The sequence below is a fragment of the Camelimonas lactis genome, assembly GCF_004342915.1.
GTDB lineage: Bacteria > Pseudomonadota > Alphaproteobacteria > Rhizobiales > Beijerinckiaceae > Camelimonas > Camelimonas lactis.
Genome location: NZ_SLWL01000004.1, coordinates 33,448 through 54,132, shown reverse-complemented (window position 1 = coordinate 54,132; position 20,685 = coordinate 33,448). Strand labels below are relative to the sequence as shown.

13 protein-coding genes are annotated in these 20,685 nt (G+C 68.4%); 4 read left to right on the top strand and 9 right to left on the bottom strand.

The genetic code is table 11. From position 1 onward, the window contains the following. The first annotated feature begins 184 nt into the window (after positions 1-184). Positions 185-1,093 carry a PfkB family carbohydrate kinase gene (locus tag EV666_RS06270; RefSeq protein ID WP_132004784.1) on the top strand — a complete coding sequence of 303 codons (909 nt, stop codon included), beginning with the start codon at positions 185-187 and terminating at the stop codon, positions 1,091-1,093. A 1-nt stretch (position 1,094) separates the two neighbouring features. Here the strand turns inward: EV666_RS06270 and cysG are convergent, their stop codons facing one another. Continuing rightward, positions 1,095-2,495, bottom strand: a complete 1,401-nt coding sequence (gene cysG, locus EV666_RS06265) for a siroheme synthase CysG (RefSeq protein WP_132005342.1) — start codon at positions 2,493-2,495, stop codon at positions 1,095-1,097. A gap of 340 nt (positions 2,496-2,835) precedes the next feature. Between cysG and EV666_RS06260 the strand changes: the two genes are divergently transcribed. Then, entirely contained in the window at positions 2,836-3,222 is a 387-nt protein-coding gene (locus EV666_RS06260) for a ComEA family DNA-binding protein (protein ID WP_132004781.1), read from the top strand. Positions 3,223-3,352: 130 nt separating this feature from the next. Here the strand turns inward: EV666_RS06260 and EV666_RS06255 are convergent, their stop codons facing one another. From EV666_RS06255 to EV666_RS06240, 4 genes are all read right to left on the bottom strand, one after another. Further along, a complete protein-coding gene (locus tag EV666_RS06255) occupies positions 3,353-4,855 on the bottom strand; it encodes a malonate--CoA ligase (protein WP_132004779.1) in 1,503 nt (500 codons plus the stop codon). Positions 4,856-4,913: 58 nt separating this feature from the next. Next, positions 4,914-6,317, bottom strand: a complete 1,404-nt coding sequence (locus tag EV666_RS06250; protein WP_132004776.1) for a malonyl-CoA decarboxylase — start codon at positions 6,315-6,317, stop codon at positions 4,914-4,916. A gap of 395 nt (positions 6,318-6,712) precedes the next feature. Beyond that, positions 6,713-7,792 (bottom strand): glycosyltransferase family 4 protein, encoded by a 1,080-nt coding sequence (locus EV666_RS06245; protein WP_132004773.1) that lies wholly within the window; start codon positions 7,790-7,792, stop codon positions 6,713-6,715. 328 nt (positions 7,793-8,120) lie between these two features. Further along, on the bottom strand, positions 8,121-8,501 hold the full coding sequence (locus EV666_RS06240; RefSeq protein WP_132004770.1) for a 4a-hydroxytetrahydrobiopterin dehydratase: 381 nt from the start codon (positions 8,499-8,501) through the stop codon (positions 8,121-8,123). Positions 8,502-8,830: 329 nt separating this feature from the next. Here EV666_RS06240 and folB point away from each other — a divergent pair, with 329 nt between their 5' ends. Then, a complete protein-coding gene (gene folB, locus EV666_RS06235; protein WP_132004767.1) occupies positions 8,831-9,217 on the top strand; it encodes a dihydroneopterin aldolase in 387 nt (128 codons plus the stop codon). A gap of 442 nt (positions 9,218-9,659) precedes the next feature. Here the strand turns inward: folB and EV666_RS06230 are convergent, their stop codons facing one another. The 3 genes from EV666_RS06230 to EV666_RS06220 form a co-directional block, all read right to left on the bottom strand. Then, entirely contained in the window at positions 9,660-10,772 is a 1,113-nt protein-coding gene (locus EV666_RS06230) for an S-(hydroxymethyl)glutathione dehydrogenase/class III alcohol dehydrogenase (RefSeq protein ID WP_132004764.1), read from the bottom strand. Positions 10,773-10,894: 122 nt separating this feature from the next. Further along, positions 10,895-12,142: a chromate efflux transporter gene (gene chrA / locus EV666_RS06225; RefSeq protein WP_132005339.1), complete on the bottom strand. Its 1,248-nt coding sequence runs from the start codon at positions 12,140-12,142 to the stop codon at positions 10,895-10,897. A gap of 124 nt (positions 12,143-12,266) precedes the next feature. Next, positions 12,267-14,315: an NAD(+) synthase gene (locus EV666_RS06220; RefSeq protein ID WP_132004761.1), complete on the bottom strand. Its 2,049-nt coding sequence runs from the start codon at positions 14,313-14,315 to the stop codon at positions 12,267-12,269. Positions 14,316-14,419: 104 nt separating this feature from the next. Between EV666_RS06220 and EV666_RS06215 the strand changes: the two genes are divergently transcribed. After that, positions 14,420-15,811: a CoA transferase gene (locus tag EV666_RS06215; RefSeq protein ID WP_132004758.1), complete on the top strand. Its 1,392-nt coding sequence runs from the start codon at positions 14,420-14,422 to the stop codon at positions 15,809-15,811. 37 nt (positions 15,812-15,848) lie between these two features. Here EV666_RS06215 and EV666_RS06210 read toward each other — a convergent pair whose 3' ends face one another. Then, positions 15,849-20,498 carry an autotransporter domain-containing protein gene (locus EV666_RS06210; protein WP_132004756.1) on the bottom strand — a complete coding sequence of 1,550 codons (4,650 nt, stop codon included), beginning with the start codon at positions 20,496-20,498 and terminating at the stop codon, positions 15,849-15,851. Positions 20,499-20,685: the final 187 nt, after the last annotated feature.

The following is a 20,685-nucleotide window of genomic DNA, read 5'->3' as shown; positions in this document are numbered from 1 at the left end:
CGCGGCGGGGCTGGAACAGGGGAGCGCCGGTCACGGCGGTCCCGGGATTCATGGAGCGGGACCCATTCATGCTGGCTCCAGCATGAACCGGTGAATCCGTTTCTGTCAGGCAGGTTGGAAGGGCGATGGGCCCTGTCTGCGGATTTGCTCCGCGGGCAGGCGTCGCTCCGGTGGACAGGGTGACATGGCGACGGTCCTCTGCGTTGGCATCGCCACGCTCGATTATATCTACGCCCTCGATGAAATGCCCCGCGTGGCGGAAAAGCACCGCGCCCGCGATCTGGTCATCACCAGCGGCGGCATCGCGGCCAATGCGGCGGTGGCTATCGCCCGGCTCGGCGGCGAGGCGATCTTCGCCGGACGTCTCGGCGATGACGCCGTCGCCGTCGAAATTCTCAACGCGCTGCACGCCGAGGATGTGCGCTGTTCCTTCGTGCGCGGTTTTCCCGGCGTCAAATCACCCGTTTCCACCATCCTGGTGGACCGGCATGGCGAGCGGTTGCTCATCAGCTACCGGGACGGCAGCCTGCCGTCCGACCCATCCTGGCTGCCGGAAGAGTTGCCGCCCCGCGTCGATGCGGTGCTGGGCGACACGCGCTGGGAGGAGGCGGCCGCGCGCATGTTCGCGGCGGCGCGCCGTGTCGGCAAGCCGGCCGTGCTGGACGGCGACAAGGCGCCGAAGCATCCAACCATCCTTGCGGACGCCACCCATGTCGCCTTCAGCGCACAGGGCTTACGTGAACTCACCGGCGAGAGCGATCCGCGCGGCGGGCTGGAGAAGCTGCGCGACCGGACGGCGACTGGCGACACCTGGTTCGCCGTGACCGTAGGGGCCGAGGGCGTGTATTTTCTGGAAAACGGCGATGTGGCCCATGCGCCTGCTTTCCCGGTCGAGGCCGTGGACACCCTGGGCGCCGGCGATGTCTGGCATGGCGCTTTTGCCCTGGCGCTGGCGGAAGGCGCGGGCGAGCGGGAGGCGATCAGCTTCGCCTCCGCCACCTCGGCGCTGAAGTGCCTCACCTTCGGCGGTCGCAACGGTTCGCCGCGCCGGCCGCAGGTGTTGGCGTTTTTGAAGGAGCGCGGCGCGCTCTGACTTACGCGGTCGTTTTCGGCCCCAGCGCCACCGCATGGCCGATGATGACCAGCGCCGGCCCGGCGATGTCGGTGACCCGGACCCTGTGCGCCAGTTCCGCGACCGGCGCGTGCACGATGGTTTGATCCGGCAGCGTGGCGCGCGCCACGAGGGCGGCGGGGGTTTGCGGATCGAGCCCCGCCGCCAGCAACCGGGTCACCAGCGCCTCCAGCGTCGCCAGCCCCATGTAGACCACGGTGGTGGCCGCCGGATCCGCGAGGGCGCGCCAATCCAGGTCCTCGGGCAGGGCGCCATTACGGGCGTGCGCCGTGATGAATTGCAGCCGCCGCGCCGCGTTGCGATGGGTCAGGGAGGTCGCCATGCCGGCGGCCGCGCCGCTGGCGGCGGTGACGCCTGGCGTGACCGCGCACGGGACGCCGGCCGCTTCAAGCGCGGTGATTTCCTCACCGGCGCGGCCGAAAATCATCGGATCGCCGCCCTTCAGCCGCACCACCTGCAAGCCTTCGCCCGCCAGGCTCACCAGTTGCGCGTTGATGTCCTCCTGGGTGCAGGAAGGCTTGTGCCCCCGCTTGCCCACATGGATCAGCCGCGCCTCGCGGCGGGCGAAATCCAGCGTGCCCGGCGCGATGAGATCGTCATAGAGGATCACGTCGGCCGATTGCAGCAGGCGCACCGCGCGCAGGGTGAGCAGCTCCGGATCGCCCGGACCGGCGCCGACGAGATTGACCATGCCCTGCGCCGCCGCCTGGCCGCTGGCTTCAGCGTCGGCGAGCAGGGCGTCGCGCAGGCGCTCGTCCGGCTCCTGTTCGGGCGCCGTGAAGGCCTGGGCGGTGAAGCGCTCCCAGAACCGCCGCCGGGTGCGGAACGGCCAGCGCCGCTCCTGCACCTCGGTCCGCCAGCGCCGGGCGGCGTCGGCCCAGCGACGGAAAGTTTCCGGCAGCAGCGTTTCGATGCGCGCCCGCACCGCCTGACCGAATACCGGGGCCGCCCCGTCTGTGGAGATGCCGACGACCAGCGGCGAGCGGTTGACGATCGAACCGAACTGGAAGTCGCACAGCGCTGGCCGGTCGACGCAGTTGACCGGGGCGCCCGCCGCCCGCGCCGCGCTGGCAAAGCGCCGCGCTTCATCTTCCCCGTCAAAATCACCCACCGCCAGCATGGCGCCGGTCAGGTCGTCCGCCCGCCAGTTGCGCCGGTGCAGGATGACGCGGTCCGGATGCTCCCGCGCCAGTTGCTGCATGCCGCCAGGGAGCGCTGCGTCGTCCGGTGCATAAATCTCCAGACGCGCGCCGGTGGCGGCGAGCAATTCCGCTTTCCAGCCAGCGCCTTCGCTGGCGCCGGCCAGCACCACCCGGCGGCCGGATGGCTTGAAGAACAGGGGGAGGCTGGCGAGCGGCGCCATGCGCGGCGCGGCGCCCCCCTGTTCCTGGGGGGCAGGCTGTGGCGCTGGCGTGTCCTGGTCGGCTGGCAAGATGAATTCACATTCAGTTGAGAGGCGGGTCTGAAGGCGGAGTACTGTTCTTTATAATAATTATATCAGATATTTATTGCTGATTTTCGGAAGATCGGCGACAGGATTTTGCCTGTGTCGCACCATAATCTGGCCGTGAGGTCGGGCCACCTCTTGAAGGTTTCCTGCAGGACGCGCTTCGGCGTGCCGCGCGAGGCGCATGACAGGGAAGATGGAAGCTTCGGCTTCGCTCGCTGGACGGCCATGTGTCAGTCCCATGGGAGAGTATGAAATGCGTAAACTGGTGATGACAGGTTTTGCAGCCCTGGCGCTGCTCGCGACCCCTGCGCTGGCGCAGACGACCCAGACGCAACCGGCCCCGATGAAGGGTCCTTCCGCGACGCAGCAGGCGCCAGCGGCCACCCAGCAGGCGCCCGCCCCCATGAAGCAGGTGCCCGCCGCGGCGAAGCCGGCGAAAGCTGACAAGGCGCAGTTGCTCGACATCAACACCGCCACGAAGGAGCAGCTCGAAGCCCTCAAGGGGGTTGGTCCGGTTCGCGCCGACGCCATCATCAAGGGCCGTCCCTACAAGGGCAAGGATGAGCTGGTGCAGAAGAAGATCGTGCCGCAGAACGTCTATGACGGCATCAAGGGCAAGATCATCGCCCACCAGCATTGAGGTCCATGACAGCGGCGCGCCCCCTGGAGCGTCGTTTTTCATGATGAGCCCTGGCGCAGCCTGCCTGCGTCCGCACCAGCCAAAACCCGATGGGCCTGCTCCCACCGGGTTTTTTGGTCAGCCCCGGAGATCAGGCGTAGAGATCCCTGTGGGCGTCGCGCAGAAGGTTCTTCTGCACCTTGCCCATGCTGTTGCGCGGCAGTTCGTCGGCGAACAGCACCCGTTTCGGCAGCTTGAATTTGGCCAGCCGGCCGTCGAGCGCTTTCAGCACCCGCGCCTCGTCCAGGGCCCTGTCGCTCGCCACCACCACGGCGGTGACGCCCTCGCCGAAGTCCGGATGCGGCGCGCCGATGACGGCGCTTTCAATCACCCCATCCAGCGCGTCAATCTCGCTTTCCACTTCCTTGGGATAGACGTTGAAGCCGCCGCTGATGATCAGATCCTTGCCGCGTCCGACGATCTGCACGTAGCCGTGTTCGTCGATCCGCCCCAGGTCGCCAGTGATGAAGAAGCCGTCTGGCCGGAATTCGGCGGCGGTTTTCTCCGGCATGCGCCAGTAGCCCTTGAATACGTTCGGGCCCTTCACCTCGATCATGCCGATGTCGCCATTCGCCAGCGGCGCGCCGCTTTCCGGGTCAACGATGCGCAGCGCGACGCCCGGCAGCGGCAGGCCGACCGTCCCGGCGATGCGCGGGCCCTCATAGGGGTTGGAGGTGTTCATGTTGGTTTCAGTCATGCCATAGCGCTCAAGAATGGCGTGACCGGTGCGGGCGCGCCATTCGGTGTGCGTCTCCGCCAGCAGCGGCGCGGAGCCGGAAACGAACAGGCGCATGTTGGCCGTCAGCTCCCGCGTCAGGCCCGGGTGTTGCAGCAGGCGGGTGTAGAAGGTCGGCACGCCCATCATCGCCGTTGCCTGCGGCATGGCGTCGATCACCGCGTCGGCGTCGAACTTTGGCATCAGGATCAGCGAGCCGCCGGCGAAGAAGGTGACGTTGGTCGCCACGAACAGGCCGTGCGTGTGATAGATCGGCAAGGCGTGGATCAGCGCGTCGTCGGCGGTGAAGCGCCAGTAGTCCCGCAACGTCAGCGAGTTCGACGCCAGGTTGTCGTGGCTGAGCATGGCGCCCTTCGAACGCCCGGTGGTGCCGGACGTATAAAGGATGGCGGCGAGATCGTCGTCGCCGCGCGCCACCGTGGCGAAGTCTGTCGGCTGTGCGTCGGCGGCGGCGCCCAGCGAGCCTTTGCCGTGGCTGTCCAGCGTCGCCGTGCGCGCTCCGCGAGCGATCTCCTGGACGCCAGCCTCCCGCGCCGGATCGCAGACCACCAGCGCCGGCTCCGCGTCGCCGATGAAATATGACAGCTCCGCCAGGGTGTAGCCGGTGTTGAGCGGCAGATAGATGGCGCCGGCCCGCAGGCAGGCCAGATACAGCGTCAGCGCCTCGGCGCTTTTCTCCACCTGCACCGCCACGCGGTCGCCCGGCCGCACGCCGAGACTGACCAGCGCATTGGCCAGCTGGCCCGAACGCGCCGTCAGGTCGCCGTAGGCGCTGACGGAGCCGTCCGGATGGCGAATGGCGACCCGCTCCAGGTCCAGCCCGGATGCGAACAGCCGGTCGAACAGATTGCGGTTCATGCAGGCGCTCTCCCCGAAGACATATTCATCTGAAGTAGACGCGATTTCCGCCGCCGCGTCACGCCACGGCGCCTTTTTCCGCAGCGTCTTTTTTCGCCTCCTTGCCGTTTTTGACGGCGGCGGCGCGATCGCGGCCGCCATTGGCGCGCAGCAGCTTCTTCACCGCGGCGGAGGCGGCGACCTCTCCCTGCTCGACGAAGGCTTCGTGGTTCTTCTCGATGTCATCGAGGGCGTAGAGATAGTTCACCATGAAGCCGTGCGCCTGGGCCATGCCCTTGGGCGAGGCGTCGCCCAGATAATCGATGGCCTCCAGCCGGGCGCCGTTGCCAAGGTGGAAGCGCGCCACCGGGTCGACAGGCCGGCCGGCGGCGTTGCGGGCGCTGAGGTAATAGCTGGCGGCCAGCTGCATCATCGGCTTGCGCAACGCCTCGCGCGTCCCCGCGTTGTCCTGCCAGCCCGGCTCGTCCAGCAGCTTCAGCTGGTCGCGAAGCGCCGCGTCGAGGAAATCCGAATCGTCTTTCGCGCGCTCCTTCTTCAGCCACCTGGCGAAGCCGGGCGCCGGCGACAGGGTGACGAAGGTTTTCAGCTGCGGCAGCTCACGCTTCAGTTCTTCCACTACCTGTTTGATGAGGAAATTGCCGAAGCTGACGCCGCCGAGGCCGCGCTGGGTGTTGGAGATGGAATAGAACACCGCCGTCGTCGCCTCCTCGGCGGCGATCGGCTTGCGGCTGGTGTCGAGCAGCGGCGCGATGGCGTCGGGAATGCCGGTGGTCAGCGCCACTTCCACGAAGATCAGGGGATCGTCGGCGAGCTGTGGATGGAAGAAGCCGTAGCACCGCCGGTCGGACGGCTCCAGGCGGTTGCGCAGGTCGTCCCAGTCCTGGATGGCGTGCACCGCCTCGTAGCGGATGATCTTTTCCAGAATATTGGCTGGCGTGGTCCAGTCGATGTGGCGCAGCACGAGGAAGCCCCTGTTGAACCAGGTGGAGAACATGTGGGCGAAGTCCCCGTCGACGCCCCTGAGATCCGGCCGCGCCGGCAGATGGTCGAGCAGTTCCTCGCGCATCCGCACCAGCGCCGCCGTGCCGCCGGGCGCCAGATTGAGCCGCCGCAGCAGTTCCTGACGACGCGCCTCGGTGGCGCGGTGCAATGTCTGTACGTTGGCGGGCGAGGCGTCTTTTTCAACGGCTTTCAGGGCGCTTTTGACCTGGCCCATGTCGGGGCCGAAGCGGTCGGCCAGCGCCGTCAGGAACGTCAGGCGCGCAGGCGGCGGCGCGGCGTCATAATTGCCAATGATGGCGGCCGCCAGGGCCACGCCGGAGGCTTCGCCCTGCCGCGACAGCAGGTTCTCGCCCAGTTCAACCAGATCATCCCCCTTGATGGGCCCTTTCGGACGCCCCAGCAACGCGCGTCCGCGCTCGGACAGCGTGGCGAACAGGTCGTTGAGGAATGCTGTCGGCATCATCGCTCCATAGAAATCTGGGCGCCGGCGGAACGCCAGCGCAACAGGGCGCACGCAAAGGCCCGCAAGGAACGGGCGTTCGCCCCGGAACCGGCCGCCAGCGTCTGGCCGGCCCGGCGCGATGCGGCGCCTGGAGGGAATGTGGCATGGGGGCCGGGTCGGGCCAAGGGCGCATGATGTCAGAGGGGGGACTGGCGGCTGTGACATGGCTCAGGCTTGGCCCAGGCTTGGCCCAGGCTTGGCCTGGCCCTCGCTTGACATGGCTTCGGTTCGACATGACCCGGGCGCAACATGCGCCCGGCGCGGCGAGGGCGTGGGCAAAAGGGCGTCACAACGGAAAAGGGCGCTGGGCTCCCTGGCCGAGCCGCAACAGCCGGATGGCCGCCGCAGCCGCGTCAGGCGACGCTGCTGCGCGGCGTTGTGGCGACAATGTCGGTCAGCAACTCTCCCCAGGCCGCGGCCGCCTTGTCCACGGTCCATGCCCTGGCGATCGCCCGGGCGGCGTCGGCCAGTTGCTTGCGTTGGCCGCTGTCCGCCATCAAAGCGTTGAGCGTGCGCCCCAGCGCCACGGCGTCGCCGGCGGGCGCGAACGCCGCCGCGCCGCCCCACAGCTCGCGATAATCGGGTGCATCGGCCAGCACCAGGGGGCGGCCAGCCTCGGCGGCCCGCCAGGCCATCTCACCATCGGTGTCGCCCGTGGCGGATGAAACAAACGCCTGGGCGCCTTCCAGCCAGCGTTGAGTCTGGCCAGGCGTCAGGGCGCCAAGCGCCCAGAGGTGCCCTGCGTCCGCCAGCTTCCCCGCGCTGGTTCCGGCCAGCATGACCGGATGGGGGCATAAGGCGGCGGCCGCATTCAGGGTCGCGAGGTTTTCCCGGCCATCGGCGGCCTGATGCGCGGCGAAAGCGTAGGACGTCAGGTCGACGGCGGGACGGTCCGCGGCAAATGGCGTGAACGTCCGCCGGATGACCCGGGGCGGGCGTCGCAGACGGTGCGCGTCCATGATGTCGCCGGCGTCCGCATGGCTGGGCGCGACCACGCCAGTGGCGATCTGGTACCCGCTGCGCAACAGCCGGGCGCGCCACTCATGGCCGGAAGCCTGGCGCGTGCGGCTGGCGACGATAATGTCCCGCCCGTCCGGCGACACCACCACCGGAGCCTGAAACGGGCCAAACGCCGCCAGGGCCGGGTGGTGCAGCACAACCAGATCGACCGCGAGGACATTGGCGAGACGCGCCACGGCTTGCCCGGCCGCCTGAAGGTCGCCAAAGGAATCCGCCAGGCGCGCGGCGACCGTGTGGGCGGATATGGCGCGCAGGTTCGGCGTATCAGCGATCTCGGCCGCCTGTCGCGGATCAGGTTCCGGGCCGAGCATCGCCAGGGTCACATCGAACCCGCGCACCGCCAGCCCCCTGGCGATGGTCATGACGGCGTTCCATCCGCCCCCAATGGTGTCGATGCCCAGCACCAGTTGCACGCGCCTGCCTCCTGGCGAAGCCTCTCGCCCGCGCCAATCGTTAACAATGGTTAATGACACTTGTCATCGAAAGGCGGGAATTTGAAGAGCCGGCAATAAAACCAGCGCCCTGGCCCGGGGGTTGCGCGCGGCGATCCGCGGCCAACAGGCCGTTAAGTCATTGTAGGATTTACGTCCTGTTGCCGCGTAAAATGTCGTTGATAGCGCCCGCGAACGCCGGGATTTCAAGGTTCTCTGGCATGCCGTAACGGCAGTGCGCACGACAACTGTCGGGTCGCCGGCAATCACGATTCGTCCCGATGATCAAAATCACGTTTTTGCGGGAAGCTCAGCTGGCCTCCGGCGGTTCTTCCAGAATGGCGTGTGATGACCCTGGCGGAACACCTTCCAGCGCGCCTCCCTGCGGCGTCCAGGTCGCCAGCGCTTCGATCCGCTCCGCCAGCTCAAGGTCGCGGGCAGTGACGCCCCCTGCGGAATGGGTCGACAGCGACACCCGTACGCGGCCCCATGAAAGGGTGATGTCCGGGTGGTGCCAGGCTGTCTCGCACAGGAAGCCGATGGCGTTGACCAGCATCAGCGATGCTTTCCATCCTGTGGTCGGATAGGCGCGGGCAATGGCGTCGCCCTCCAGCGTCCAGCCGCCGGGGAGAGTCGCCAGCCTGCGAAGGATCTCGTTGTCTTCAAGCGGGACGTCAGGGTCGGTTTGCATCGCGTGCTCCCGGGATGGGGTTGATTTCAGGGCGGCGCGCCTGGCGCTGGTGGCGCGCGACGCCCGGCGATCAGAACGGAACCCCCGTGGATCGCATCAGGTTCCACGGCGCCAGCCCGCACAGGACCAGGCCACGGGCGCGTGCGCGGCAAGGTACGTCATCCGGCAGGGCAGGGCGTCCATCGCCGCGCGGGTCCCCGGAGTGGCTTGCTGGCGCGCCCGCACGGGTATAAAGCCTGGCGATGCCGGATGCGGCGGACTGGCGGCGGGCGTTGCTAACGCCGGGCCGCTGGCGAGGCCAGGGTCCGGCGCACCAGGAGCATGCGCCTTTGAGTGACAGGATCAAGGTCTCCCGCATCGCCATTTATGCCCACCATGGGCTGCACCCGGAAGAAGCCCGGCTCGGACAGCGGTTTTTCGTATCGCTGGACTGCGCGCTTGATTTGGGGGAGGCGGCGCGTAACGACGACTGGCACGCCTCGGTCTGCTATGCGGAGCTGACGGAGCGCGCGACGCGGGTCACGCTGGATCGCCGCTTCCGGACCATCGAGGGGTTGGCCGACGCCATCGCCACGGATGTGCTGGCGACGTTTCCGCTCGTCGACGCCGTCACCGTGCAGGTCGAAAAGCCCGGCGCGCCCGTGCCGGCGATTATAGATGGCGTCATGGTGGAGATTACCCGCCGTCGTGTTCCATCAGGAAACGCCCCTTCCTGAACCAGTATATGAAGAACGTTGGTTTTATCGTTTGTTAACCACGTTTTAGGCGAAATTTCTCATCTATCCTATGATCCGCGTGATGTGTTTGCGCCCCGTCGCCGGGAATGTTGCGGTTGATTGATGGTTTTTAGAAAAATATCAATCACTTGCTGGTGTTTTTGCATGCCCGGGCGCGAGCCCGCCCTCGCTCTTCCATGCAGCCTTCGTCATTCGCGAAGGCTGACCGCCCTGGTTGGCTGACCCGTCCACGTTTCCCGCCCGTCTAAGCCGGGGGCAGGACAGCCATCATTGGGGGCTTCCTTCAGCGGGATGGCGACTGTTGGGCTCCAGCCCATCACAGAACCATCACAGAACGCCCGGCATGCGCCAGGCGTTCCATGCCCTGAGTCTCCGGTCAGGTTATGCGACAGGCGCGCTCAGGCGCCGGCCTGGCTCTGGATCAGTACTCGACCACCGTCCGGATCGACTTGCCTTCGTGCATCAGGTCGAAGCCTTCGTTGATGCGCTCCAGCGGCAGCTTGTGGGTGATCAGATCGTCGATATTGATCTTCCCCTCCATGTACCAGTCGACGATCTTCGGCACGTCCGTCCGGCCGCGCGCGCCGCCAAAGGCGGTGCCCTTCCACACGCGTCCGGTGACCAGCTGGAACGGGCGGGTGGCGATTTCCTTCCCGGCCTCGGCGACGCCAATAATGATCGACTCGCCCCAGCCGCGATGGCAGCACTCCAGCGCCTGACGCATCACCTCGGTGTTGCCGGTGGCGTCAAAGGAGAAGTCCGCGCCGCCGTCCGTGGCGTCGATGACGGCCTGCACGACCCTGTCGCGACCAACGTCATTGGGGTTGATGAAATGGGTCATGCCGAACTTCTCGGCCATGGCGCGTTTGGACGGGTTGACGTCCACGCCGATGATCCTGTCCGCGCCCACCATGCGCGCGCCCTGGATGACATTGAGGCCAATGCCGCCGAGGCCGAACACCACCACATTGGCCCCCGGCCACACCTTGGCCGTATGGATCACCGCGCCAATGCCGGTGGTGACGCCACAGCCGATGTAGCAGATCTTGTCGAACGGAGCGTCCTCGCGGACCTTCGCCAGGGCGATTTCCGGCAGCACGGTGTAATTCGAGAAGGTCGAGCATCCCATATAGTGCAGCACCGGGTCGCCGTCGCAGGAGAAGCGGCTGGTGCCGTCGGGCATGACGCCCTTGCCCTGGGTGGCGCGGATCGCCGTGCAGAGGTTGGAGCGCTGCGACAGACAGGTTTTGCACTGGCGGCATTCGGGCGTGTAAAGCGGGATGACGTGGTCGCCTTTTTTCAGCGAGGTCACGCCCGGTCCCACCTCCACCACCACGCCCGCGCCCTCGTGGCCGAGAATGGCGGGAAACAGCCCTTCCGGGTCGAGGCCGGACAGCGTGTAGGCGTCCGTATGACAGATGCCGGTGGCTTTCACCTCCACCAGAACCTCGCCGGCCTTCGGGCCCTCCAGATCCACCTCCATGATTTCGAGAGGCCTGTTGGCGGCGACAGCGACGGCGGCGCGCGTTTTCATGGCTGGAATCTCCGGCGTTCGGGAACTGCAGATATGGGCAGACCCTTACAGCGGCTGCCGGCAAGGGCAAGCCATATGGCCGCTGTCGCTGGCAATATGGCGTCGTGGCATGACCGCTCCGCTCAAACCGGCGCCATGGCCAGCAGGGCGCCCGAGGCGGCGCCCAACGCGGCGATGCTCCACGGCGGCGCTTTCCAGACGGCCAGCAGCAGAAATCCTGCGACCGCCAGCACAAAATCGCGCGGCGTGAACACGGCGCTGGTCCACAGAGGCTGATACAGGGCCGCGCCCAGAATACCAACGACCGCCGCGTTGGCCCCGGCCATGGCGGCGGCGGCGCGCGGATTGGCGCGCAGCCTGGCCCAGAACGGCAGGGTTCCATAAACCAGCAATTGCCCTGGCAGAAAAATCGCCAGCACCGCGAGCGTCGCGCCCATCGCGCCGGTGGGCGCCGCGGGCGTCAACGCGCCCAGCCAGGCGGCGAAGGCGAACATCGGCCCCGGCATGGCCTGGGCGAGGGCGTAGCCCGTCAGGAATACATCCGGGGCGATACCCGCCGGCGCCGCGACTTCCGCCTGCAACAGCGGCAACACCACATGGCCGCCGCCGAACACCAGTGATCCAGCGCGGTAGAACGCGCTGAACAGCGAAAAGCCGCCGCCCCACAGGCCCGCCGCCGCCGGCAATAGCAGGAACAGCCCCGCGAACACCGCCAGCGCCACGGTTCCGGCGCGGCGGGACACTGGCCCGCGTCCGGTCACCGGCCCGCCATCGACCACAACGTTCCGGCATGCGACCAATCCCAGCAAGCCGCCGGCGCTGATCGCCAGCAACTGCGCCGCCACGCCGCCCGGCGTGACGATGGCCAGCGCCGCCAGCGCGATCGTTGCCCGCGCCCGGTCCGGGGTCAGCAGCTGCGCCATGCCCCAGACCGCATGCGCCACCACGGCGACGGCCGTAAGCTTCAGGCCATGCAGCATGCCGGCGGCAAGCGGGCCTTGCAGCGCTCCGGCGTCAGAGGTCAGCGCAATGGCCAGCGTTGTCATGATGATGGCGCTGGGCGCCGTAAAGCCAAGAAACGCCGCGACGCCGCCGCCGATGCCGCCGGCGCGCTGCACGCCAATGGCGAAGCCGGCCTGGCTGGAGCCGGGGCCGGGCAGAAACTGGCAGAGTGCGATCAACGCCGCGAAATCGGTTTCCGACAGCCAGCGCCGGCGCAGCACGAACGCTTCGTGAAAATAGCCGATATGCGCCGCTGGCCCGCCAAAAGCCGTGAGGCCGAGGCGGAGGAAGACGAGAAACACCTCCAGGACACCGCCGCGCTCACGGGCCGGTCCATCATCATTCCCGGCTGTGCTGCCCTGGCGCATGGCCACGCCGCCGGGCGGGCTGGGCGCCTGCCCGGCGCGCGCCGCAAACCCACGCGGCTGACTGTGTGCGGGCGCGTTGCTGCTCATTCCAGCCCCCCACTGACGCCGCCGGAGCAGGCGCGCCTCAGGCTTCGGGCGTATGACGCTTCAACTCATCCAGCCAGACTTTGGCGTTGCCGTCCGATGGGGCCCGCCAGTCACCGCGCGGCGACAGGGAGCCGCCGGAGGAGATTTTGGGGCCGTTCGGCACGGCCGAGCGCTTGAACTGGCTGATGGTGAAGAAGCGGAACAGGAACACCTCCAGCCATTTGCGAATCTCGGCCAGGGTGTAGGCCCGGTGATCGCGTTCCGGGATATTGGCCGGCCAGCGGCCGCGCGCCGCGTCCCCCCAGGCGTGAAGCGCCATGAAGGCGATCTTCGATGGCGCGAAGCCGTAGCGGGTGACATAGAACAGGTTGAAGTCCTGCAAGGCGTAGGGGCCCACCTTCGCCTCGGTGGACTGGATGGCCCCGGTCGCGTCGGCTGGCACCAGCTCCGGCGAGATTTCCTGGGCGAGGATCGCCTCCAGCAGCGCCGCCGTGTCCGCGTCCACGTCGCCGGAGTGGGCGACGAAGCGGATCAGGTGCTGGATCAGCGTTTTCGACACCGAGGCGTTGGGATTGTAGTGCGACATGTGATCGCCGACGCCATAGGTGCACCAGCCAAGGCCAAGTTCGGACAGGTCGCCGGTGCCCACCACCAAGCCATTGTGATGGTTGGCGAGACGGAACAGGTAATCGGTGCGCAGCCCGGCCTGAACGTTCTCGAAGGTCACGTCATAGACCGCTTCGCCCGCGCCGGCCGGATGGCCAAGATCGGCCAGCATCTGCCGCGCCGCCGGCCGGATATCCAGTTCGCTCGCCGTCGCCCCCAGCGCCCGCATCAGCGCCCATGCGTTGGATTTCGTGCCCTCCGAGGTGGCGAAGCCGGGCATGGTGTAAGCCAGAATGTCGCTGCGCGGCTTGCCGAGGCTGTCCATCACCCGGGCGCACACCAGCAGGGCGTGGGTTGAATCCAGCCCGCCGGAAACGCCGATCACCAGCTTCGCCGCGCCGGCCGCGCGCATGCGCTGGGCCAGGCCCTGCACCTGAATGCTGAACGCCTCGTAACAATCCTCCCGCAGCCGCGCCGGGTCCGCCGGCACATAGGGGAAGCGTTCGATGCGCCGTTCCAGCGCCACGTCGGCGTCCGGGGCGTCAAGGTGGAATTCCACCGTCTGGAAGGCATTGACCTGGTCCGCCGCGGCGCGGGCGCTGTCGCCGAAGGTGGTGACGCGCAGCCGCTCCTGGCGCAGACGGTCGAGGTCCACATCGGCGGTCAGCAGCACGCTGTCGGTGGGAAAGCGCGCGCTCTCGGCCAGCAACTCGCCATACTCGAAGACGGCGGCGTGGCCGTCCCAGGCCAGGTCCGTGGTCGATTCGCCGGGGCCCGCGGCGGAATAGACATAGGCCGCGATGGTGCGGGCCGACTGGCCGCCGCACAGCAGCCGCCGCGTTTCCGCCTTGCCGATGGTGATATTGCTGGCGGAAAGGTTGACCAGAATTTCGGCCCCGGCCAGGGCGGCGTAGCTGGACGGCGGCGCCGCCGTCCACACGTCCTCGCAGATCTCCACGTGGAAGGTGACCGGCGCGCTGCCAGCGCTGCGGAACAGCAGATCGGTCCCGAACGGCGCCTCCTGCCCGGCGATGGCGATCATCGCGTCGGCAATGCCAAGGCCGGAGGTGAAATGGCGCGCCTCGTAGAATTCCCGGTAGTTCGGCAGGTAGGATTTGGGGACCACCCCGAGAATTTCACCGCGATGGATCACCACGGCGCAATTGTACAGCCGGCCCTGCCAGCGCAGCGGCGCGCCCACTACCAGCACCGGGAACAGGTCTTCCGATGCTTCCGTCAGCTCTGAAATCGCCTGCCCGACCGCATCGAGCAGCGGCTGTTGCAACAGCAGGTCATCGATGGCGTAGCCGGAGAGGCCCAGCTCCGGGAAAATCACCAATCCCACATGCTGGTCATGCGCCTGGCGCGCCAGCTCCAGCGTCCGCGCCAGATTGAACTGCGGGTCCCCGACGCCCATGCGCGGCACGCAGGCCCCGGTCCTGAAAAATCCGTGCGTGTAGAGCGAGTGAAATCCACCCATCCGGCGTGGCCTTTCCTGACCTTGATCTGCGTGGAGGTATAATCGGGACGTCTGGGGCAAGGTAATGCGTCGCCCCGGGTTTCGCCACCCCAGGGAGGGCCACGATGACCATGCAAACCGCCTTGCCGCTGACAGAAGAGATCTGGTCGGCTCTCGGAGGCCCGCCGGCGGCCCCAGGGCGCCTGGCGTTCGTGGGCGCAGGCAGTCTGCCGTCGGCCTTCGCCGTTTCCGATCTGGCGGCGGCTTCCGTTGCGGCCGCCGGCCTCGCCCTCTCGGAGCTGGTGGCGCGAACCGTGGGACAGGCGCCGCGGATCGTTGTGGACAGGCGGCTGGCCTCCTTGTGGTTCGGCTGGTCGCTGGCGCCGCGCGGCTGGAGGCTGCCGCCCGCATGGGACGACTGGTCGGGGGATTATCGCTGCGCGGATGGCTGGATCCGGGTGCACGCCAACGCGCCGGCGCACAGGAATGCCGCGTTGCGCGTGCTTGGCCAGCCCACGGACCGGGATGAGGCGGCCCGGCGCGTGGCGCGGCTTGATGGCGACGCGCTGGAGACGGCGATCGTTGAGGCGGGTGGTTGCGCCGCCCGCATGCGGCGCGCCGGGGAATGGCGCGCCCATCCACAAGGCGCAGCCGTCGCCGCCGAGCCCCTGATCGCGTGGGACGACTGGCGGGCCCCGGCGCGGGGGCATCAGGCAGGCGAAAACTGGCGGCCAGCCCCCGGGCGACCGCTGCAGGGGTTGAGGGTGCTGGACCTCACCCGGGTTCTGGCGGGGCCGGTGGCCACGCGCTTTCTCGCCGCTTGCGGCGCAAGCGTACTGCGAATTGATCCGCCGGACTGGGACGAGCCGGCGGTCGTTCCTGAAGTAACGCCTGGCAAAAGTTGCGCGCGCATGGATCTGCGCCTGCCGGGCGATCACGCCAGGTTCATGGAGCTTCTCCGGGATGCGGATGTGCTGGTGCATGGCTATCGTCCCGGCGCGCTGGAGGGACTTGGCCTTGGAGCCGAAACCCGGCGCGCGCTCAACCCGGGCCTGGTCGAGGCGTCGCTTGATGCGTGGGGATGGACCGGTCCATGGCAGGGCCGGCGGGGCTTTGACAGCCTGGTGCAGATGAGCGCGGGCATCGCGGCCGCCGGCATGGCGTGGAAAGGCGCCGATACGCCAACGCCGTTGCCCGTGCAGGCGCTGGATCATGCGACAGGCTGGGTGATGGCGGCGGCGGTATTGCGCGGTCTTGTCCGCCGGCTTGATGGCGGCGGCCACGTCGCGCGCCTGTCGCTGGCCCGCACCGCCGCGCTGCTTATGGCGGCCGGGCCATCTGGAGATGCTGGCTGGCGGCCCGCCGTCGCCGCCGACTACGCGCCGGAAGAGGAGGCGACCGACTGGGGGCCTGCGCTGCGGTTGCGGCAGCCCCTGTCGGTCGCAGAGGTGCGGTTGCAGTGGGCTTCTCCCGCGCGCCGGCTGGGAAGCGACGCGCCCCGGTGGCCCGCCGGCTGAAGGGCCGCCGTTCGGGCGTCCGGTTCCGCTCCGGGCGTCAGAAGCGGATGGCGAAATTGCCTTTCAGCGACTGCTCCTGTCCGTGTTGGGCCAGTTGCGCCGACCACGTGGCCCCCAGCGTGACGTTGGCGGCCACGCTCATGTCGAGGCCGGCCTCCAGCAACAGGCTGTCGCGGGCAATGGGGGCGCCGGCGACGGTAAACGGCGTCGTCGCGTCCGCCAGCCACATGCGGCCGCGCGGATCCACGTCGCCGAAGGCATGAATCCAGCCCACGGTGGCGCGCGCTGTCAGTCCCGCGCCGTTGGCCAGCGTGAAAGTGTGGGCGAGGCGGCCGCCGAACGTGGAGTAGGTCGTGCTCATGCGCCCGGTCTTGCCGGAAAGCGCGGCGACGCCGCCGTTTTCCCGGAAGCGCTCGCCATTGTAACCTACCCAGGCCAGCCCCAGGAAAGGCTCGATCGTGGTCGCGCCCTGACGGAATTCCTGGCCGATCTCGCCGAAAACCTGGGCGATGCCGGAGCGCCAGGCGCCGCGCGCGCTGTCGGCGAAGCCGGGGAAGGCGATGGTGCGGCTCACCGTTGCGTCGTCCCAGGTATAGGCGGCGCCCCATCGCATCCCGAGCCCGGCGTACTGGCCCCCGCCATACAGCGCCACGTGGTAGCTGTCGGCGCCGGATGAGGAGGCCCGGTTGTTGATGTCGAAGGCGCCGCGGCTATAGCCCCCGGCGACGCCCAGCCGCCAGTTGTCGAAGGCCCGGGCGTCGACGCCGGCCAGGAAGCCGGCCAGGGACTGGCTGGTTCTGGCGACACCCGCGCCGCCGCTGCCGGCATGGCCCCATCCGCCAAACGCCTGCCCCCATAAGGTAGCGTTCAGGCCTTGCAGCCGCCGGACCTGCCGGACGTCGCCGTTATCGTCGATGCCGTCGCCATCTGCGAACGACTGGCGGATCCGGCCGGTGACCGCATCGCGCACATGGTGGCTTTGTGAGACCAGCGCCCCGGCGATCGAGGCGTGAACGTCGCCGGAGATGGCGCCGAATGCCTGCGCGGCGGCGTCGGCGGTCGGCAGGTTGGCGATGATGGAGAACAGGGTGTTGTCTGCCGGCAAACGGTCGACCGCGGCCGCCGCCGCCGCCTGGTTCGGCGTCTTCGCCGTCTCTTCCATCGGCGTGCTGTTGCGAACCACGGTCAGATAGGCGTTGTTGGCGTCATAACCCAGGATTGGCGTCAGGAAGACGTAGCTTTGTCCTGGCGCCCAGCTGGCGCCCCCGTCAAACGTCGATCCGCCGACGCCGCCCGCGGCGGTGACGATGACCTGTCGGGCGCCGACCACATAGCCATTGCCGCCCGGCCCCGGCGCCACCACCACCCGGCCTCCCAGATGGGCCTGGCCGGCGACCTCGATCAGGTCCGATTGTCCCAGGGCGTTGATATCTACCTGGTAGACTGAAGAAGGACCGAGATTGAGGTTTCCGTTCACCTGGACGACGCCGATCGAGTTCCCGGGCGCGATGACGCCGTGATTGACCAGGTCGCCGCCAATCCGCCAGTTGCCGCCGAAGACGGAGCCGGCGTCCACGAGCACGCCGCCGCCGACATGCACGGGATTGGCCAGCGAACCGCCGCTGGTGCGCGAGCTGGTGAGCGTCACGCCCCCATCCACCTGCACGCCGCCCTCGCCAAAACGCAGGATTGTTTCGTTGACGGCGATGTCGCCGGCAATGGCGCTGCCGTCACGGACATGCAGTTCACCGCCGCCATGCAGGGCCCGTATATGCCGCACGCCTTTGGCGACGCCGCTCCACGACGCCTTTTCGGCAAGTTCGACGTCGGTGAAGCCCGTTGTTTTCGCGTCCGTGTCGAGAATGTCGCCGGTCGCCACCGAGCCGCTGCCGAGGCCGAGCGCCACCACGCCGCTGTCGCCGCCCGCGCCGCTGCGGTCAACCGCCAGCAACACGTTGCTGTCACTGGCCAGATGAACCCCCGGGCCGACCAGGAGCGCCACATGCTGGTCGGCCTTGTCGAAGGTCGTGGCGATGGCGGCGCTCGCCCCGGTGATCGTTCCCGCGCCGTTCAGGGTGATGGCGGCGTTGTTGTGGGTGCGGATAGCCGCGCCCTGCGCCGAAGCAATGCTGACCATGTCCGCCACGACAACGCCGCCGTCGCGCACGACAAGGCCGGCGGCTCCGCTGCCTGTAGCTGCGAGGGCGCCGCCGGTCAGCTCCAGCCGGCCGCCATGCTCGGCCACCGCCGCGTGGGCGTCCGCGCCGGTGGTCTGGACGTGGGCGCGACCCTGGATGACGCCGCCGGGGGCGTCGTCGTCGATGCCGTCGCGACGCCGGTCATTGCCGGCGACGAGGCCATGCGCGGCGACGCCGGAGGTCGCGAAAGACGTTCCCTCGAGTTCGATCCGGCCGCCGGTTTGCGCCATGGCGCCGTGCCCGCCATCGCCGCCCGTGGTCACCGCGACGGCGCCGCTGGCGATAATCCGGCCGCCGTCGACGGCGTACAGGCCCGACGCCATCGCGCCCGTGGCGCTGACGGCGCCGCCGGCAAGTCTGACCACGCCGGCGCTGGAGCCGTCATGAACCGGGGCGGTGATTTCGGGGAAACCGGCCTGCACGGCGTGAGCGCCGACGCCGGCAACGCTGATGTTGGCGGCGCTTTCAATGGTTCCGCCCGAATGCGCCAGCAGGCCCCGCGCCCCGGCGCCCGAGGTATTGACTGAACCGGCGGTCAGCTCAACCTGGCCACCGAAATCCGCCACGACGCCGTGAGCGTCGGTCCCGGTGGTCTGCACGCCGGCCGAACCCCGGATGACGCCGCCAGGGGCGGCGGCGTCGACGCCCGCGCGTCGGCGGTCGTTGCTGGCGAAGAGCCCCAACGCGGCGACGCCGCTGGTATGAAACGACGCGCTGTCCAGATTGATGCGGCTGCCGGTTTGCGCCAGCGCGCCATAGCCGCCGTCGCCGGTGGTGGTCACGGCTACCGGGCCGGCGTTGATCTGCCCGCCGTCGGTGGCGTACAGGCCCGCGGCCAGTATGCCGGCGGTGCTGATGGCGCCGCCGGTCAGGGTCACCGCGCCCGCGGTGGCGCCGGCGTACAGGGTGTCCGTGGCCTCGGCGAACCCGGCCTGCACCGCGTGCGAGCCATGCCCCAGGGTGGTGACGTCAGCGGCGCTATTGACCGTTCCCCCCATGACCGCCAGCAGCCCTTGCCCCATGTGCGCGGTGACGGAAACCGATCCGCCGGTCAGGGTGATGGAGCCATTGTCGCCAGCCAGCGCCCCGATGCCTTGTCCACCGTGAGCCGCGATGGCGGCATTGCTCATGATGCGCCCGTCGCCGGTCGCCATCACCCCGGCGCCGTAATCGCCCAGGGCGGACACGGAGCCGCCGAACAGCGTGACGCGGGCGCCGTTTTCCGCCACGACGCCGTGGCCGCCAGTTCCCTGGGTCACGATCGTCACGCCGTTGGCGTTGATGACGCCGCCTGTCGCGGTTGAATCAAGCGCCAGCCGGTCATTGCCAGCCCGCAGACCGTGGGCGCCGTCGCCGGCGACGCTGATTCCGGCGCTGGTCAGGTTGATGGCGCTGTTGCTGTCGGCGTGGGCGCCCGTGGCGTCGAGGCCGGTGGTGGCGATATCGACGGCCGTTGCGTGAATGACGCCAGCGTCCGTCGCATGAAGGCCCATCGCGCCGTCGCCGCTGGTGCGCAAGAGGCCGCCGGTCAGCGTCACCACGCCGGCGGTCGCGCCGTCATAGGCGGCGAGGGGATCACCTGCGCCAGCGCCGCCGGCCTGCGCCGCATGCGCCCCCACGCCCCCCGTGGTGATGTTGGCGCTGCTGCTGATCTGGCCGTCGATGAGGGCGGAGAGGCCCACGGCCTGGTCGCCGCTGGTGGTCACCGATCCGTTCGCGAGGCTGACGCTGGCGCCATGGGAGGCGAGGGCGCCGCCGGCGGCCAGACCGGTCGTGTTGATGGCCGTGTTTTGGGCGTTGATGACCCCGCCCGGCATCGGAATGTTGAAATCCTTCACCATATCGTTGTTGGCGACCAGGCCGGTGGCGCCGGCGCCGGAGGTGGTGACGCTGGCGTTGACCAGATTGATCGTGCTGGCGCTTTCCGCCTGGCCGCCAAAACTGGTCGCCCCCGTGGTGCTGATGACGACGTTGCTGGCGTTGATGACGCCATGGTCCACCGCGTGCAGGCCCAGCGAATAGACGCCGTCCGTGCTGATCCGCCCGCCGGTAAGGTTGACCGTTCCCGCCGTGGAGCCGTCGTACAGGGTGATGTTGGGGCCTGAATTGCCCGCCTGCACCGCATGACCGCGATCGCCCGTGGTCGTCACGTCGGCGCTGCTGTTGATGACGCCCTGGCTGCGGCCGAGGAGGCCGAGGCCGCGCTGCGCGATCGTGCTCTGGACATTGATGACGCCGCCATCCAGCGTGACCGCGCCGCCTGGATTGTAAGCGATGACCGCCCGCTCCCCGGGGACGGCGTTGACAATGACATTGGTCAGGATGCCGAGGTCGACGCCGTTGGCGGAGATCGGCGGGCCAGCGCGCAGCGGCGTCGACAGCAGGGACACGGTCGCGGTCGACGCCAGCAATAGCAACAGGCGCCGGCGCAGCGGGCGCGCCGCGCTGGCGGGCGCGAGGACGGGGACGGCGCAGGCAATGGCAGGCATTCGTTCACCCCTGGATTTAATTTTCAGGGGGATGTTGCTACAGTCATTTTTTATATCAAATAGTATTTCTGATTTTTATTTAAAAATATAAGTCTTGTGATCTAATTATTTCAGTAAATCTGATGTCGCGTCTGCGTGGAGACGCAGGGCGTCTGGCGTCCCGGCGTGGCGTGGCGCGCCACGCCCG